The sequence below is a fragment of the Agromyces protaetiae genome, from assembly GCF_030866785.1.
GTDB classification, from domain to species: domain Bacteria; phylum Actinomycetota; class Actinomycetes; order Actinomycetales; family Microbacteriaceae; genus Agromyces; species Agromyces silvae.
Window position 1 is genome coordinate 247514 of sequence record NZ_CP133018.1, and the last position, 15913, is coordinate 263426.

General features: G+C 71.7%; 15 protein-coding genes. 10 read left to right on the top strand and 5 right to left on the bottom strand.

Annotation, left to right across the window (positions count from 1 at the left end; all coding sequences use genetic code 11):
• Positions 1–51: 51 nt before the first annotated feature.
• From QU602_RS01200 to QU602_RS01210, 3 genes are read left to right on the top strand one after another with little or no spacing between them, the layout of a single operon-like run.
• The gene (locus QU602_RS01200; protein WP_308798308.1) at positions 52–1554 is read left to right on the top strand and encodes a Sapep family Mn(2+)-dependent dipeptidase; all 1503 of its coding nucleotides are present in this window, start codon (positions 52–54) and stop codon (positions 1552–1554) included.
• A complete protein-coding gene (locus QU602_RS01205) occupies positions 1551–2588 on the top strand; it encodes an ABC transporter ATP-binding protein (RefSeq protein WP_308798309.1) in 1038 nt (345 codons plus the stop codon). Before QU602_RS01200 ends, QU602_RS01205 begins: the two co-directional genes overlap by 4 nt.
• Positions 2588–3403, top strand: a complete 816-nt coding sequence (locus tag QU602_RS01210; protein WP_308798310.1) for an ABC transporter ATP-binding protein — start codon at positions 2588–2590, stop codon at positions 3401–3403. The genes QU602_RS01205 and QU602_RS01210 overlap by 1 nt, the downstream gene beginning before the upstream one ends.
• A gap of 7 nt (positions 3404–3410) precedes the next feature.
• On the opposite strand, the gene QU602_RS01215 is transcribed toward QU602_RS01210, so the two are convergent.
• A complete protein-coding gene (locus tag QU602_RS01215) occupies positions 3411–4769 on the bottom strand; it encodes a pyridoxal phosphate-dependent decarboxylase family protein (protein WP_308800241.1) in 1359 nt (452 codons plus the stop codon).
• A gap of 261 nt (positions 4770–5030) precedes the next feature.
• On the opposite strand from QU602_RS01215, the gene QU602_RS01220 reads away from it, so the two are divergent.
• Positions 5031–5468, top strand: coding sequence for a hypothetical protein (locus QU602_RS01220; RefSeq protein ID WP_308798311.1), 438 nt, complete (start codon positions 5031–5033; stop codon positions 5466–5468).
• Positions 5469–5471: 3 nt separating this feature from the next.
• Here the strand turns inward: QU602_RS01220 and QU602_RS01225 are convergent, their stop codons facing one another.
• Together QU602_RS01225 and QU602_RS01230 are read right to left on the bottom strand one after the other, a co-directional pair.
• Complete coding sequence (locus tag QU602_RS01225) at positions 5472–5723, bottom strand: CDGSH iron-sulfur domain-containing protein (RefSeq protein WP_308798313.1); 252 nt, start codon at positions 5721–5723, stop codon at positions 5472–5474.
• Positions 5720–6739: an iron-containing redox enzyme family protein gene (locus tag QU602_RS01230; RefSeq protein WP_373692958.1), complete on the bottom strand. Its 1020-nt coding sequence runs from the start codon at positions 6737–6739 to the stop codon at positions 5720–5722. Before QU602_RS01230 ends, QU602_RS01225 begins: the two co-directional genes overlap by 4 nt.
• A 188-nt stretch (positions 6740–6927) precedes the next feature.
• Between QU602_RS01230 and QU602_RS01235 the strand changes: the two genes are divergently transcribed.
• Positions 6928–7845 (top strand): DNA-3-methyladenine glycosylase family protein, encoded by a 918-nt coding sequence (locus tag QU602_RS01235; protein ID WP_308798315.1) that lies wholly within the window; start codon positions 6928–6930, stop codon positions 7843–7845.
• Positions 7846–7862: 17 nt separating this feature from the next.
• Here the strand turns inward: QU602_RS01235 and QU602_RS01240 are convergent, their stop codons facing one another.
• The gene (locus QU602_RS01240) at positions 7863–8276 is read right to left on the bottom strand and encodes a winged helix-turn-helix transcriptional regulator (RefSeq protein WP_308798316.1); all 414 of its coding nucleotides are present in this window, start codon (positions 8274–8276) and stop codon (positions 7863–7865) included.
• A 98-nt stretch (positions 8277–8374) separates the two neighbouring features.
• Here QU602_RS01240 and QU602_RS01245 point away from each other — a divergent pair, with 98 nt between their 5' ends.
• Positions 8375–10636 (top strand): LLM class flavin-dependent oxidoreductase, encoded by a 2262-nt coding sequence (locus QU602_RS01245; RefSeq protein WP_308798317.1) that lies wholly within the window; start codon positions 8375–8377, stop codon positions 10634–10636.
• 21 nt (positions 10637–10657) lie between these two features.
• Here the strand turns inward: QU602_RS01245 and QU602_RS01250 are convergent, their stop codons facing one another.
• Positions 10658–10849 (bottom strand): hypothetical protein, encoded by a 192-nt coding sequence (locus QU602_RS01250; protein WP_308798319.1) that lies wholly within the window; start codon positions 10847–10849, stop codon positions 10658–10660.
• 318 nt (positions 10850–11167) lie between these two features.
• Between QU602_RS01250 and QU602_RS01255 the strand changes: the two genes are divergently transcribed.
• From QU602_RS01255 to QU602_RS01270, 4 genes are all read left to right on the top strand, one after another.
• Positions 11168–13042 carry an alkaline phosphatase gene (locus tag QU602_RS01255; protein ID WP_308798320.1) on the top strand — a complete coding sequence of 625 codons (1875 nt, stop codon included), beginning with the start codon at positions 11168–11170 and terminating at the stop codon, positions 13040–13042.
• 152 nt (positions 13043–13194) lie between these two features.
• Positions 13195–14289: a COG1361 family protein gene (locus QU602_RS01260; RefSeq protein ID WP_308798321.1), complete on the top strand. Its 1095-nt coding sequence runs from the start codon at positions 13195–13197 to the stop codon at positions 14287–14289.
• A 66-nt stretch (positions 14290–14355) separates the two neighbouring features.
• The gene (locus QU602_RS01265; protein ID WP_373692863.1) at positions 14356–15009 is read left to right on the top strand and encodes an NADPH-dependent F420 reductase; all 654 of its coding nucleotides are present in this window, start codon (positions 14356–14358) and stop codon (positions 15007–15009) included.
• 66 nt (positions 15010–15075) lie between these two features.
• Positions 15076–15885: a DNA/RNA non-specific endonuclease gene (locus QU602_RS01270; RefSeq protein ID WP_308798322.1), complete on the top strand. Its 810-nt coding sequence runs from the start codon at positions 15076–15078 to the stop codon at positions 15883–15885.
• The last annotated feature ends 28 nt before the right edge of the window (positions 15886–15913 follow it).

Here is a 15913-nt window from a genome sequence, read left to right on the forward strand (position 1 = left end):
GCTGGGGCACGTCCCGCCCCCGGACGACGCCCATGGAGCGAGAGGAACGGCATGGGGCTGAGCGAGGCAGAACAGCGGGTGCGCGCCGACGCGCACGCGTGGTTCGACGACCACCGAGACGAGTTCGTGTCGACCCTCGTCGACTGGGTGCGGATTCCGAGCGTGAGCCGAGCCGACCTTGCGGAGCCCGGCGCGCCGTTCGGCCGGGAGGTCGCACGCATGCTGGACGCCATCGCGCGCACCGCCGAGTCCTCCGGGCTCGAGGTCTGCTCGCACGACGGGTACGCCGTCTCGGTGCGGCACGGGGCGGAGGATCGCGAGATCGGCCTGATCTCGCACATCGACGTCGTGCCGGCCGGCGATGGCTGGCACTTCGACCCGTTCGAGCCGACCGTCCGGGATGGGTACGTCATCGGGCGTGGCGTGCGCGACAACAAGGGTGCGGCGCTGCTCGACGTCTCGCTGCTCCGGTTCTTCCGCGATCGGGGCCATCCGCTGCGGTGCGGCCTGCGGGTCATCCTCGGCGGTGCCGAGGAGACGGGCATGGCCGACATGGAGCACTACGTGCGCACCGCACGGGTCCCCGAGGTGTCGCTCGTGACGGACGGATTCTTCCCGGTGAACCACGTGCAACACGGCCGGATCGCGGTCGAGGTGCGACTGCCGTGGTCGCCGGCGGCCGGGGTCCTGTCCACGGACGGGACCACCAACTCGGTGCCGGCACGAGCGCGGGCCAGGTTCGAGGACGCCGACGTGGTCGCCGGCCTGGAGCGCATCCTGCGTCTCGGGGAGACACCGCGGGACGGTGTCCAGGCTCACCGGGAGGGGGAGGCGCTCGTCGTCGAGGCGGAGGGCATGGCCGGGCACCCGGCGTTCCCCGGCTCGACGGTGAACGCGGTGGCGGTGCTCGCCGAGTTCGTGCTGCGTTCCGGCGCGCTCTCGGGCACCGACCGGCTCGTGGCCGATCTGCTGGCACGGCTCCTCGGCGACCAGTACGGCGTCGGGGCGGGTCTCGACCGGACCGACGATTCCGGCAGGCTGACCCTCAACGGCGGCGCGCTCGAGTGCCGGGACGGCGAGCTGCACCTCACGATGACCATCCGTCATCCCGTGCGGCAGGAGGCGCGGGACATCCTGCGCCAGCTCGACACGCTGGTCGCGCCGCTCGGCGGCGCGGTCGAAGAACTGAGCATCGTCCCGCCGCACGTGGTGCCGGCGGATGACCCGATCGTCGAGCTGCTCCGGGCGACCTTCGACGATGCGACGGGGGCGACGACCCGGCCGATGGCCATGGGCGGCGGGACGCACGCCAGAGTCGTGCCGAACTCGCACACATTCGGTCCGGGCCTGTTCACCGATCAGGCCATCGAGTACGCCGCTCGGCGCCAGGCCGGGTTCCTGCCGGCGGGGCACGGCGATCCGCACGGCCCCGACGAGTGCGTCGCGATCGACAACCTGCGCATGGCGTTCGGCATCTACGCCGTCGCGCTGACACGACTGGATGAGCTGACACGACTGGATGAGCTGGCGAGACTGGACGAGGTGGTGAGATGACCAACGACGCGATGACGCCGAAGGCTCCGCTCCTGGAGGTGCGCGGACTGAGCGTGGAGTTCCTGATCGGCGACGACCACGCCAGAGCGGTCGACGACGTCAGCTTCCGGGTCTACGAGGATGAGGTCCTCGGCGTGGTCGGCGAGTCGGGGTCGGGCAAGAGCGTCGCGATGGCGGCGCTCACCCAGCTGTTGCCGTCGAACGCGTCGATCCCGACCGGAGAGATCGTCTACCGCGGCCGCGACCTGCTCGACCTGAGCGCCAAGCAGCTGCGGTCCGAGATCCGGGGCAGCGAGATCGCCACGATCTTCCAGGACCCGATGACCAGCCTGAATCCCGTCATGACCGTCGGGGCGCAGATCGTGGAGGCGCTCCGCCTGCACGGCAGGTACTCGCGACGGGCGGCGAGGGAACGCGCCGTCGAACTGCTCGAGCTCGTCGGGATCCGGGACGCGCAGGACGCGTTCCGCCGGTATCCCCACGAATACTCGGGCGGGATGCGGCAGCGCGTGATGATCTCGATCGCCGTGGCATCCGACCCCTCGCTGATCATCGCGGACGAGCCGACGACGGCGCTCGACGTCACCATTCAGCGCCAGGTGATCGACGTGCTCGTCCAGCTCCGCGCGCAGCGGCACACGAGCGTGATCTTCATCAGCCACGACCTCGACCTCGTCGCCGACATCGCCGACCGCATCGTCATCATGTACGCGGGTCAGATCGTCGAATCGGGTTCGGTGCGCGACATCTTCGACAACCCGTTGCATCCGTACACCAAGCTCCTGCTGCGCTCCGTGCCGCAGTCGACGAAGGATCGCGGCGAGCTCCCGACGATCGCCGGCTCCGTTCCGGCGATCCTCGACATCCCGCGCGGCACCTGCCGGATCGCCCCGCGAGTCCCGTGGCTGCCTGACGACGCGCACGAGGAGGCCCCCGAGCTGCGGGAGGTCGAGCCCGGTCACGCGGTGCGCTGCGTCTGCTATCGATCGTTCACGTACCCGGATCCGTCTGAGATGAGTGAGGAGGCGGCGTGATGACCGAACCGATTCTCGAGGTGCGCGACGTGCGGAAGACGTTCCGGACCGGTGGATCCGGGCCGTTCTCACCGAAACGCGAGGTGCACGCGGTCAACGGCGTGTCATTCGACCTGCGTGCCGGCGAGACGCTGGGCATCGTGGGCGAGTCGGGGAGTGGCAAGTCCACGCTCGGCCGTCTCGTGACGAGCCTGATCCCGCCGACGAGTGGAACCGTGCGCTTCAAAGGGCAGGAGATGACGACCGCGTCGTCCGACGAGATGCGCCGCATCCGCAAGCACATCCAGATGATCTTCCAGAACCCGCTGGCGAGTCTGAGTCCGCGGCGCATGATCATCGACTCGCTCACCGAGCCGATGGAGGTCTTCAAGATCGGCACCCGCGTCGAGCGCGTCGAACGCGCGATGGAGCTGCTCGAGGAGGTCGGGCTGAAGCGCGCGTACGCGACCCGGTACCCCCACGAGTTCTCGGGCGGCCAGTGCCAGCGGATCAACATCGCCCGCGCCCTCATGCTGGCGCCCGACCTGCTCGTGTGCGACGAGCCCGTGTCGGCCCTCGACGTCTCGGTCCAGGCCCAGGTGATCAATCTGCTGACCCGCCTGCAGCGCGAGCACGGGCTGAGCTACATCATCGTGTCGCACGATCTCAACGTCATCAGGTACATCTGCGACACGATCGCGGTCATGCAGCGCGGCGAGATCGTCGAGTACGGGCCGGCAGAGCGCGTCTACGAGGACCCGCAGCACGACTACACGAAGACCCTGCTCGCCGCGATCCCGGGTGCGGCCCGGCACGCGGATCGGACCGAGCCGTGAGCGGCGATCACTGCATGGAGTCGAGAATCGCGACGAGCTGCGCGAACGTGGTGCGCGGATTGAGGATCGCGAACCGGGTGTTCGGGCGGCCCGCGTGCGAGCTCGGCACCACGAAGGCGCGCTGTTCGTCGAGCAGACGCTGTGACCACGCGTCGTAGTCGGCCTTGGTCCACCCGTCGCGCTCGAACACGACGATGGAGAGCTGCGGGTCGCGCACGAGTGTGAAGCCGGGCCGCGCGGCGATCTCGGCCGCGATATCGGCCGCGAGCCGGATGGAGGCGCCGATCGCCTCGCGGTAGGCGGCGGCGCCGTAGGTCGCGAGCGAGAACCAGAGCGGCAGTCCACGTGCCCGCCGCGTGAGGTGCGCCGCGTAGTCCGACGGGCTCCATTCGCTCGCCTCGGTGAGCGTGTCGAGGTACTCGGCGTGCTGCGTGTGCGCGCGGCGGCCGGCCTCCGGGTCACGATAGATGAGTGCGCACGCGTCGAACGGCGCGAACAGCCATTTGTGCGGGTCGACGATCGCCGAGTCGGCGTGCTCGACGCCCGCGAACCGATCGCGCGCGAGCGGCGACAGCATGGCGGCGAGGCCGTACGCCCCGTCGACGTGCAACCAGAAGTCGTGGTCGGCTTTGAGCGCCGCGATCGACGCGAGGTCGTCGACGATCCCGAAGTTCGTCGAGCCCCCGGTCGCGACGACGGCGAAGACGGATGCCCCGTGTTCGGCGAGCGCCTCGCGCACCGCCTCCCCGCGGAGCGCGCCGTCACGTCCGGGAGCGACCGTCACGATCTCGACGTCCATGACCCGTGCCGCCGACGCGATCGACGAGTGCGCCTCGGCGCTGCACACGACCTTCCAGCGGCTCGGCTGCTCGCGACCCGCCTCGGCGGCCGAGAGTCGCGCCGCCTCGCGCGCCGCGACCAGTGCCGAGAGATTGCCGAGCGTGCCGCCCTGGACGAAGACGCCGCCCGCACCGGACGGTAGGCCGAACTCGTTGGCGAGCCACGTGAGCACCTCGTTCTCGGCGTGCACCGCGCCGGCGCCCTCGAGCCACGAGCCGCCGTAGAGCGCGCTCGCCGAGACGACCAGGTCGAACGCGATCGACGCCTTCGTCGGCGCGGTCGGGATGAACGAGAGGTACTGCGGGTGGTCGGTCGTGATGCACGCGGGCGCGAGCGCGTGTTCGAAGATCGATACGGCGCGCGCGGCGCCGATGCCGTCCTCGTGGATCGTTCGCCCGGCGAGTCGCGCGAGCTCGAGCGGGGCGAGCGGCTTGTCGAGCGGCGTGTCGGTGTCGAGGATGCGCCGACGCGAGTAGTCGAGCACGAGGTCGACGAGCTGGGTGTTCTCGGCGGTGACCTCGTGCATGCGCGCGGCGAGGTTCGCCGCGGCGGGCCGGCCGGAGTCGGGTTCGGCGGCGTGGTCGGTGATGGTCACGGCGGGTCCTCTCGCTCGCGGCGTGGGCAGTCGCACAGCAGCGTCGCACACACTGGGCTCCGCGCAAAATGCGCGCGTGTTTCTCGCAAGCAGCACAACAAACACGCGTTATCACGCGTCAAGAGTCATGAAAACTGCGTGCGGCCTGAAGCCGCAGAGTTCCGACGTGTAACATACTGATATGCTTGCCTGATGAGTAACCAACGTCAGGTTCGCGCCGGGGCTCTCGCAGTGGCTGTAGGTGCCGCGCTCGTCTCGGCCGTCGGAATTCCGGCGCCGGCGCACGCCGCCGAGGGCGATACCTGGACGGTGGGCGATCGGTACTACGAGGTCGTCTTCGACCGCACCATCCCGGCGCACGAGAACGCGGACTGGCGCGCCTCGTGCCCCGACTCGCACCCGTACCTCGACGCGGGCGTCGGCACCAGCGAGCTCACGTCGATGGGGAAGGGTGTCGAAGTCCATCGCAGCAGCTGGAAGGTCGAGGCGTGGCAGACCGGCCATCAGGCCTGGCCTGATGGCACCGCCTCGGCGAGCTGGGGCACGGCGAGGAACTGGCTCGTCGGCGACGACGCGATCCGGCTCACGATGGTCTGCACCTGGACGTTCGCCAACGCCTGGCGCCCCTGACCGTCAGCTCGAGGAGCTGGAGTCGTCGTACACGACCGCTGCGGTGCGCTCCGGTGGGACGGTCCGGAACCCGATGAGCTTGTGGCTGCCGTCGCAGAACGGGCGGATCGCGGAGGCGCCGCACCGGCAGAGCGCGACCGTCCTCCGGTGCGGATCGACCGGCTCGCCCTGCTCATCGAGGATCTCGACTTCGCCGCGCACGATGAGCGGGCCATTCGGGCAGGCGAACACGGAGGGCGCGGCCGCATGCGTCATGGCGCCGCCTCCTCCGAAGCCACCGGCTTCCTCAGGGCGGAGCCGCCGCCTTCGAAGGCCGAGCGGATGCTGCCCCAGAGGCGGCCGTCGACGGTCAGGCACGCGGATGCCCCGAAGAGGACCTCGTCCGCGAGTGCGGGCTCGTCCTCGGTGAGGCCGCCCCCTAGATCGCGCGCGGCGATCTGCTCGTGCACCGCGTCGGCCTCGACGTGCTCGTCGAAGTACTCGGCGGCCTCGTCGTCGAAGCCGAGCCTGCGCAGACCTGCCGCGTACGCCTTGCACGGGATCGACGAGGTCATCTCGTACGCGGCGAGGTGCCCGGCGATCGCGCCGCGGAGCCGGCGCTGCAGGCCGAACATCGACATGAGGTTCATGGACGAGTACACGAGCGCCGGGACGTGATCGGCGTATGCGCCGTAGCGGTCGTCGAGCCCCATCGAGCGCATGGTCTTCGCGAAGATCTCGGCGTGCAACCGATCCGCCCGGCCCCCGCCGTACTCGTCGGCCTGGATCTCGACGAGCGCGGCCTTCGCGCGTCCGTGCAGCCGGGGGATGGCCCAGCTGTGCGGGTCCGCTTCCTTGAGCGTGTAGATCGAGCGATGCACCATCACCTCGCGCACCTGCTCGGCGGTCGCGTCGCGCTCGACCCACGTGGAGAGGCCGGGTCCGTCGTCGGCGTCCTCGACCAGCGCGAAGAGCGCCTCAGGGATGTCGCGCGTCGCGTGCGGCTGCGGGATGACCTCGCGCAGCTCGGCCTCGTAGGCGCGTTCGATCTCGCGCCGGAACGCGAGGACGCCCGGCTCCCATTCGAGGTCGTCCTCGACCCCTTCGACGCCGCCGTAGTGCAGCTCGTACAGGAGGAAGAGTGCGAGCTGCACGTCATCGTCCTCGAGCAGGCTCGGCGAACGGCGGGCGGCGGCCGCCGCGACGCGCGGGTCGAGCTCGACGGGAGCGGTGCCGAGCAGGCGCTGGAGCACGAGTTCGCTCACCTCGCCACGGGCCTCCGGTGGCCGCATGGGCCAGCGCTCGCCGGTTCGAACGACTCCCGGTGCCGAGATCGTCACGTGTGCCCCCTCAGTGTGATGCTGCTCGCCTCACGGTAGGCACGGGAGACCCGCGGGGAACGGGGCTTGACCGTCTCGGAGCGAGAGGTGTAGCCGCACGCGCACAGGCCGCTGTCGGTCGGGCGGTGCACACTGGACCGGTGCTCGCTCCGCATTCGCACGAGTGGCGGCCGAGGCATCCGACCGATCTGCACCAGACCGTCGGCAGCCTCCGCCGCGGGCCGGGCGACCCCACGTACGTCGGCGACGCGGCCGGTGCCGTCTGGCGCACGACGCGCACGGTCGCCGGCTCGGCGACGATCCGGCTCACGCAGCCCGCACCCGATCTGCTGCGCTGCGAGGGGTGGGGTGACGGCGCCGCGCTCGCCGTGGCGCAGGCGCCCGAGCTGCTCGGCGATCGCGACGATCCGACGGGGTTCGAGCCGCGCCTCGACCTCCTCCGCGACGCCCACCGCCGCAACGCGGGGCTGCGCATCCCGCGCACGGCGGCGGTCTTCGAGGCACTGGTGCCGGCGATCCTCGAGCAGAAGATCATCACGCTTCAGGCGCACGCCTCCTGGCGCCGGCTCGTGCAGCGGTTCGGCGATCCGGCTCCCGGCCCGGTGCCGCGACCGATGTTCGTCGTGCCGGCCGCCGAGACCTGGGCGGACGTGCCGACCTGGGAATGGCATCGCGCCAACGTCGACCCGAGGCGCGCCCGCACGATCGTGAACGCGGCGCACTTCGCCGCGAAGATCGACGCGGCGGCCGACCTGTCGGCCGAGGGTGCGGCGGCGCGCCTCATGCTCTTCCCGGGGATCGGCCCGTGGACCGCCGCCGAGGTCGCGCAGCGCGCGCTCGGCGATGCCGACGCGGTGTCGGTCGGCGACTTCCACCTCTCGAACCACGTCGGTCACGCGCTGTACGGTCGCGACATGTCCGACGACGAGATGCTCGAGGCGCTCGCGCCCTGGGCGGGGCACCGCTACCGGGTCATCCGGCTCCTGTTCGCCGCCCGCGTGCCCGGCCGTCCGAGGCGCGGCCCGCGCCTCGCCTTCGTCGACCACACCGGGCACTGACGCATCCCCGGCGCTCGCTACTCGGCCGACGCGGCGGCGCGATCGCGCGCCGCATCCTGCGCGTGCCCCCACTCGGCCAACGGCTGCAGCAGCTCGATGAGCTGGATGGCGCGCGAGCTGGGTGTGTAGCTGACGGTGACCGGCGTGGTCGCCCGCACATGGCGCTCGATGAGCCGCTCGGCCTCGAGTTCGCGCAGCCGAGCGGCGAGCAGCCGATCCGAGATGCCGGCGATGTGCGCGCGGTACTCGGAGAACCGGCGGGCGCCGCGCACGCCGGCGAGCAGGATGGCCGCGTTCCACTTGCGGCCCGCGAACTCGACCGATGCCGTGAACCTGCGGCACGCCTCTTCATCGATCTGCCCCAGCTCGTGCAGTCGCGCGCTGCTGCGGTGCCGGGCGAGGTCGTCGATGGGAACGTGCGACTCCTGCATGCGGATCTCCTTCGCTTACTTCAAGTAAGTAGCTTACCTCACATCTGCGGTTGGCCGGCAATGGACGCAGGATGGGAGCACCCCACGATCGGAGCACGATGCACTACGGACGCCCCCTGCAGTTCGGCACCTTCATCACGCCCTCGAACGATCCGCCCCAGGTCCCCGTGCAGCTGGCGCAGGTCGCCGAGGCGGCTGGATTCGACCTCGTCACCTTCCAGGACCACCCCTACCAACCGCGGTTCCACGACACGTGGACCCTGCTGACCTGGGTCGCCGCGTCGACCGAGCGCATCCGGGTCGCGGGCAACGTGCTGAACGTGCCGCTGCAGCGGGAGCCCGCGGTCCTCGCGCGTGCCGCCGCGAGCCTCGATCTGCTCTCGGACGGGCGCTTCGAGCTGTCGCTCGGTGCGGGCGGCTTCTGGGACGCGATCGAGGCGATCGGCGGTCGACGGCTCACGCCGGGCCAGGCGGTGGACGCGCTCGCCGAGGCCATCGAGATCATCCGCGGCACGTGGGACGCGGGCAACCGCGAGCGGTTCGTGGTCGACGGCGAGTACTACCGGGTCGACGGTGCGAAGCGCGGGCCGGCGCCCGCGCACGACATCCCGATCTGGATCGGGGCCCTGAAGCCGCGCATGCTGCGCCTCATCGGCCGGGTCGGCGACGGCTGGCTGCCGTCGCTCGCGTACGTGCAGGATGGGGAGTACGCGCGCTCGGCCGCCGTCATCGACGAGGCCGCAGTCCGGGCCGGTCGCAATCCGGCCGAGATCCGCCGGCTGCTCAACGTGGCTGGCCGCTTCTCGGCTCGCGGCGGCGGCATGCTCGACGGCCCGCCCGAGCAGTGGGTCGAGCAGTTGCTGCCGCTCGCGGTCGAGGACGGCGTCGACACGTTCATCCTCGCGAGCGACGACCCGCCGACCATGCAACGGTTCGCGGCCGAGGTGGCGCCCGCGCTGCGTGAGGCCGTCGCGCGGGAGGTCGGTGCCGGTGCGCCCGTGCGGATGCCTCGGTCGAGCATCGCGCTCGCGAAGCGGCGCGACGGCATCGACTACGACGCGCTGCCCGCCTCCCTCGCCGCCGAGGCGGTCGAGCCCGGAGACGCCGCTTTCGCACGGGTGCACTCGACGTACCTGCGTGGCGGTGCACCCGGCCTCGTGCTGCGGCCGGGGAACGCCTCGGAGGTCGCCGAGGCGGTCGCGTTCGCGCGCGAGCACACGCACGTCCCGCTCGGCATCCGCAGCGGCGGCCACGGCATCAGCGGTCGCTCCACGAACGACGGCGGGCTCGTGATCGACCTCTCGCGTCTGCGTGCCATGACGGTGCTCGACGAGGCCGCGCGACTGGTTCGCATCGAGCCCGGTGCGCGCTGGGCGGAGGTCGCGGCGTTCCTCGATCCGCATGGCTGGGCGCTCAGCTCAGGCGACTACGGCGGGGTCGGGGTCGGCGGGCTCGCGACCGCGGGCGGGATCGGATGGCTCGTGCGCGGGCACGGGCTCACGATCGACCATCTCAGGGCGGTCGAGGTCGTCCTCGCCGACGGCTCCATCGTGCGTGCGAGCGCAGACGAGCGGCCCGAGCTGTTCTGGGCGATGCGCGGCGCGGGCGGCAACATGGGCATCGCCACGGCCTTCGAGTTCGAGGTCGACGAGGTCGGTCAGGTCGGCTGGGCCCAGCTCGTGTTCGATGCGAGCGACACGGCCGGGTTCCTGCAGGCGTGGGGCGACTGGGTCGTCGACGCCCCGCGCGACGTCACGAGCTTCGCGCTCATCGGCGGCGCCCGGCCCGGGCAGCCGCGCTACGCGCAGATCATGGCCATGATCGACTCGGCCGACCCCGACGTCGTCATCGAGCGCCTGCAGCCGCTCGCCGCGGCGGCCCACCTCGTCGACCAGGACGTGCGCATGACGACCTATCGCGCGGTGATCTCCAACTCGAGCGACGCCATGCACGCGGGGCAGGGCGAGCCGCTCACGCGGTCCGGGCTCGTGGGCCGGATCACACCGGAGTTCGCGGCCGACGCGGCGCGATTCCTCGACTCGGGGGCGACGTACTTCTTCTCGATCCGTGCCGTCGGCGGCGCGGTGCACGATGTCGCCGCGGATGCGACCGCGTTCGCGCATCGCGACGCGGAGTTCTCGATCGCCGCGTTCGGCACCAGCGCGATGCGCACGAGCGAACGGTGGAACGAGCTCATCGCCCCGCATTCGACCGGTGCGTACGTGAGCTTCGAGACCGAGCAGGGCTCGGAGGTGCTCGAGCAGGCGTTTCCCGCAGCGACGCTCGAACGCCTGCGGGCGATCAAGCGCGAGGTCGACCCGGGCAACCTGTTCCGCGACAACGCCAACGTCGGCGTCTGACCGGGCCCGGTCGCGGCGGCCTCACCCGAGGTAGAGCCGGAGCTGCTCCTCGGTGACGCCGATGCCCGCATCGGACAAGCGCTGCCGCAGCAGCTCCTCCTCGTCGCCGGCGTGACCCATGCGCACGTCTTCCTGGACCTGCGCCAGGATGCCGCGGATCTTCTCCTCGCGCGTCGCCTCGGTGGCGCCTTCCTCGATCGGGCCGTCGGTCATGTCATCCTCCAGTGCGCTGGGCGAGCGGGCCGCGTACCGCGGCCCTTCCCCATCCTGGGCGCCCGGATCGACACGCGTCGAGCCGTTGACAGCGCGGGCGGTCGCACGCAACGGATGCCTCGGGCTCGGTGAACTGGCCCCCGAGGCATCCGTCACCGCGCCGTTCGCGATCGTGAGATGCGGACCGCCGGACGGCGTTCACCGCGCCGTCGAACGGGCTTCTCCTCCACGCAACCTCCCCCCGAAAGGGTGACAAACGCGGCGTCCCGGCGCCGCGTCACTACGCAAGAGACCCCTTACGGAACGGAAGAGGAATCCATGAGCGCGAACACGTTCGGGCCCGCGCGGCGCCTGATCGTCCTCGGCACGGTGGCGGGCGTCGCCATCGGCGTCGTCCCCGTCGCGGCGTCGGCAGAGCCGGCCGAGGCTTCGGTCCCCAAGAACGTCATCGTCCTGATCTCGGACGGCGGCGGGTACAACCAGTTCGACGCGGCGCGTCTCTACGACGCCGGTGCGAGCTACCAGCAGGTCACGGTGGACCCCGCGACCGGCGTCGTCGAGCACACGCCCGGCACGGCCAGCCAGGTCTACGACTCGTGGCCGATCCAGCTCGGGCAGTCGCACTACTCGGCCAACGGCCGCGCGAGCTACAGCCCCGAGTCGGCGTGGGGCTCGTTCGACTGGGTCGCCTCGGGGGCGACGGACTCGGCCGCAGCCGGGACCGCGCTCGGCACCGGCGTCAAGACCAACAACGGCGTGCTCGGCCAGCGGCCGAGCGGCGAGCAGCTCCTCACGCTCGGCGAGCAGGCGCAAGCCGTCGGCAAGAAGGTCGGGCTCGTCACGGACGTGCCGTTCAACCACGCCACCCCGGCCGGATTCATCGCGCACAACGACAACCGCAACGACTACCACGGTCTCGCGACCGAGATGATCGACTCCGGGGCGGACGTGCTCATCGGTGGCGGTCACCCGAACTACACCGACGCGAACGCGCCGCGTGCGTCGCACTTCGGCCAGGGCTCGTGGATCTCCCAAGCCGACTTCGAGCGGGTGACCACGGGTCAGACCGACTTCACCTACATCGAGAGCAAGGCGCAGTTCGACGCGGTCGCGAGCGGCACCGACGTGCCCGAGAAGCTCTTCGGCCTCGCCCGCGTCGCCGAGACCTTCCAGTACAACCGGCCGGGCCTCGCGAACGACGAGGTGCTGCCCTACACCGACCCGGCCAACACGGACGTGCCGTCGCTCGAGACGGCCGCGGACGCCGCGCTGAACGTGCTCGAGGGTGACGAGGGCTTCTTCCTCATGGTCGAGGCCGGTGCGGTCGACTGGGCCGGTCACGCCAACCAGACGACGCGCATCGTCGAGGAGCAGCAGTCGTTCAACGCCGCGGTCGAGACCGTGAACGAGTGGGTCGAGACCAACAGCAGCTGGGATGAGACCCTCGTCATCGTGACCGCCGACCACGAGACCGGCTACCTCGCCGGCCCGGGCGCCGGCGCTGAGACGGGCTGGACCCCGCTGACCGGGCAGGCGGGCGCACTGCCCGAGGTGTCGTGGCACTCGGGCGGGCACACCAACGCCCTCGTCCCGGTGTACGCCAAGGGCGCGGGCTCCGAGGTCCTCGACGCGCGCGCGACCAACTGGGACTCGGTGCGCGGCGCCTACCTCGACAACACCGACATCGGTGAGGCGATCTTCGATCTTCTGGGCCACGCGGCCCCGGAGTCGGAGTCGGCGCTCGGCATCGAGGCATCCGTCCCCCTGCCCGCATCGGGCGGCGTGCTCAGCCTCGCCCTCCCGGCGACCGAGGAGCCGGTCGCCTTCGCGGGCGACGCGGCCGCGCAGAACGCCGTGCTCCCCGAGATCGTCGTGAGCGACACCCGCAACGAGGCGCAGGCGCAGGGCAAGGGCTGGACCCTCGCGGGCTCGGCGACCGACTTCGTGGCTGGGAACCGCTCGTTCGGTGCCGAGCACCTCGCGTGGGCCCCGCGCGTCGTGAGCTCGGACGCAGGAGCCGTCGCCGGCGGCGAGGCGACGCTCGACGCGCCCGCGACCCTCGCCGACGCCGACCGCGTGAACCGCGTCGGCGCCACCGTGGTCTCGGCCGACCTCGCGCTCACCGTGCCGTCGGAGGCCAAGAGCGGCCGGTACGGCAGCGAGATCACGCTCACCCTCTTCCCGAAGGACTGACCGTCCCGACGGCGTGAGGCGGCGCGGCGTCAGCCGCACCGCACCGGCGGCCCTCCGGCGTATCAGGGGGGCCGCCGGTCCCGTCGTCCCGAATCCGCTTGCCGTTTCTGCGTTCCGCCTGCTGCTTCAGGTCTTCATGTAAGGACTTCCGCGTGCCAGTCACCTCCCGTCTTTCCCGCTTCGCCGAGCGGATGTCTCGGCGGCGCGCGGCGCCCGGCCGCGGCCTGCGCATCGCGGCCGTCGCGGCCCTTGCGGTCGCCGGCGTCGCAGCTGTCGCGCCCGTCGCTGCTGCCGTGCCCGTCGCTGCTGCCGTGCCGGTCGCTGCCGCCGTGCCGGTCGCTGCTGCCGTGCCCGGCGCGACCACGGCGCAGACCGCGGCCTCCGCCGCGCAGTGGACCGTCGCGCCTGCCGACGCGGCGGGGCCCGACGGGCGCATCTCACTGCGGCACGTGGTCGAACCCGGGGCCGCGGTCGAGGACGCGATCGCCGTGACCAACCTCGGTACGGAGTCCGCGCGTTTCGCCGTGGTCGGCGGCGACGGTGTCGTGGCGGCGGACGGCGCGTTCGACCTCGCCGCCGGCGAGCCGGCCGAGGCCGGCACCTGGCTGACGATCGACGGCCTCGACGCCGGGCAGATCGAGGTGCCCGCGGGCGAGAGCCGTGTGCTTCCGGTGCGCATCGAGGTGCCGGCGGATGCGACGCCGGGCGACCATCCGGCGGGCATCGTCGTCGGCCTCTCGCGCGCCGACGACGGCGTCACCGTCACCAATCGTGTCGGGGTGCGCGTGCACCTGCGCGTAGCCGGCGACCTCGCGCCCGCGCTCGACGTCTCCGAGGTGACGACCTCGTTCACCCCGTCACTGATCCCGTTCGCGCCCGGTACGCTCCGGGTCGAGCTCGATGTCGTCAACGTCGGCAATACGCGGCTCGGCGCGGTCGCCGCCGCACGGGCCTTCGGCGCCGAGACCGCCTCGACCGACCCGTCGGCGCCGACCGAACTGTTGCCGGGCGACGCGTCGACGGTCGTGCTCGAGAGCGTGGCCTGGCCCGTAATGCTCCTCGGCGGCGAGGTGACCGTGCAGCCGGTGGTGCTCGGCGACGACGGGATCTCCTCACCCGAGCCGGTCGCGGCCTCGTTCAGCCACCCGGCCGTCTCGTGGACCGGCCTCGCGCTGATCGTGCTGATCGCCGGAGCGATCGTGGTCGTCGTGCGCCGCCGCCGGCGCGGTGATCAGGAGCCTGGGTGACGCACCGTGACGAGTTCCCGCACCCGTCACGGAATGCGCTCGCTGCCCGATGCGTTGCCGACCCTCATGACCAAGACACGATTCGGAATCATCGGCGCGGGCCACATCGGGTCCGCCCTCGCGCGGAAGCTCGGCGAGCTCGGCTACGACGTGGTGCTCAGCAACTCGCGTGGGCCAGAGACACTGGCGGACCTCGTCGACGAGCTCGGGCCGCGGGTCACCGCGGCGACCGCGGAGGAGGCCGGCGCGGCGGGTGACGTCGTGGTCGTGACCGTCCCGCTGAAGGCGCTCGCCGAGGTGCCGGTCGAGCCGCTCGCGGGCAAGATCGTGCTCGACACGAACAACTACTACTGGGAGCGCGACGGGCGCATCCCCGCGCTCGACGAGGGCCGTGCGACGACCTCGGGTCTGCTGCAGGCGCACCTGCCCGAGTCGAAGGTGGCCAAGGCGTTCAACCACATCCTGTCGAGCGACATCGGGACGAGCGGGGCGCCAGCGGGGACGCCCGACCGGCGCGCGCTCGCGACCGCGAGCGACTTCGACGAGGCCGCCGAGTTCGTGGCGCGGCTCTACGACGAGTTCGGGTTCGACACCGTGAACGTCGGGCCGCTGTCGGAGAGCTGGCGCGTCGAGCGCGACCGGCCGGCGTACGTCGTGCGTCAGAATCGCGAGGAGCTGGAGGCGAACCTCGCCCGCGCGGAGCGATCCGACGCCGCCTGATCCGCCGCCCGCCGACACGCGCGTCCGCCAGGCCCGCCTGTCGGCGGGGCATGATCGACTCGTCGCATGGGATTCGACTCCACCTTCCTCGGCCTCGACGCGGCCATGCCGCGGGTGTCCCCGGCCCAGGTCGACGCGTGCGTCGAGCTCGAGTACGTGCACTTCACGGTCGTGCTCGACACCGTGCGCCGGTTCGCGCGGGTGACGGGCGTCAATCTCGACGGCGCCGAGCTCGTCGATGTCCCACGCGTCGGCGACCGATGGGCGCTCGACGAGCGGGTGCCGGCCGATCAGCAGGCGGGCCCCGAGATCTACGCCGCGAACGACCTCGACCGCGGGCATCTTGTGCGGCGCCGCGACCCCGTGTGGGGTGCGCCCGCGGTCGCGGCCCGCGCGAACGCCGACACGTTCCGGTACCCGAACGCGGCCCCGCAGGCCTCGGGCTTCAATCAGTCGAAGGCACTCTGGCTCGGCCTCGAAGACCACGTGCTGGCGTTCGCCGATGCGAACGGGCTCCGGCTCTCGGTGTTCACGGCCCCGGTGCTCGAGCCGGGCGACCCGGCCTACCGTGGCATCCGTATCCCGCTGCGCTTCTGGAAGGTCGCGGCGTGGCGCGACGGCGACGAGCTCGCAGCCGCCGGGTTCGTGCTGGATCAGGCGCCGCTGGTCGAGGCAGCCGACCTGGGCCCGACCGCGGCGGGCCGGGCCGGTGTGCCGGCGCTCGGGCCGTTCCGCACCTTCCAGGTGCCGATCGCGGATGTCGCGGCGCTCACGGGGCTCGCCATGCCCGAGCTGATCGACGCCGATCGATTCCCGCCGACCCTCCTCCCGGCCGGCTGGCGTGCGCTGGCCGAACCCGCCGACCTTCTGCTCTGACGCGAACCGTCATCCCCACGTCGGTGAG

Bases quoted from the DNA above. Each gene is read 5' to 3' on its own strand.
- QU602_RS01200 (WP_308798308.1), top strand. From the start codon at position 52: ATGGGGCTGAGCGAGGCAGAACAGCGGGTGCGCGCCGACGCGCACGCG.
- QU602_RS01205 (WP_308798309.1), top strand. From the start codon at position 1,551: ATGACCAACGACGCGATGACGCCGAAGGCTCCGCTCCTGGAGGTGCGC.
- QU602_RS01210 (WP_308798310.1), top strand. From the start codon at position 2,588: ATGACCGAACCGATTCTCGAGGTGCGCGACGTGCGGAAGACGTTCCGG.
- QU602_RS01215 (WP_308800241.1), bottom strand. From the start codon at position 4,769: ATGCACGAGGTCACCGCCGAGAACACCCAGCTCGTCGACCTCGTGCTC.
- QU602_RS01220 (WP_308798311.1), top strand. From the start codon at position 5,031: ATGAGTAACCAACGTCAGGTTCGCGCCGGGGCTCTCGCAGTGGCTGTA.
- QU602_RS01225 (WP_308798313.1), bottom strand. From the start codon at position 5,723: ATGACGCATGCGGCCGCGCCCTCCGTGTTCGCCTGCCCGAATGGCCCG.
- QU602_RS01230 (WP_373692958.1), bottom strand. From the start codon at position 6,739: ATGCGGCCACCGGAGGCCCGTGGCGAGGTGAGCGAACTCGTGCTCCAG.
- QU602_RS01240 (WP_308798316.1), bottom strand. From the start codon at position 8,276: ATGCAGGAGTCGCACGTTCCCATCGACGACCTCGCCCGGCACCGCAGC.
- QU602_RS01245 (WP_308798317.1), top strand. From the start codon at position 8,375: ATGCACTACGGACGCCCCCTGCAGTTCGGCACCTTCATCACGCCCTCG.
- QU602_RS01250 (WP_308798319.1), bottom strand. From the start codon at position 10,849: ATGACCGACGGCCCGATCGAGGAAGGCGCCACCGAGGCGACGCGCGAG.
- QU602_RS01255 (WP_308798320.1), top strand. From the start codon at position 11,168: ATGAGCGCGAACACGTTCGGGCCCGCGCGGCGCCTGATCGTCCTCGGC.
- QU602_RS01265 (WP_373692863.1), top strand. From the start codon at position 14,356: ATGACCAAGACACGATTCGGAATCATCGGCGCGGGCCACATCGGGTCC.
- QU602_RS01270 (WP_308798322.1), top strand. From the start codon at position 15,076: ATGGGATTCGACTCCACCTTCCTCGGCCTCGACGCGGCCATGCCGCGG.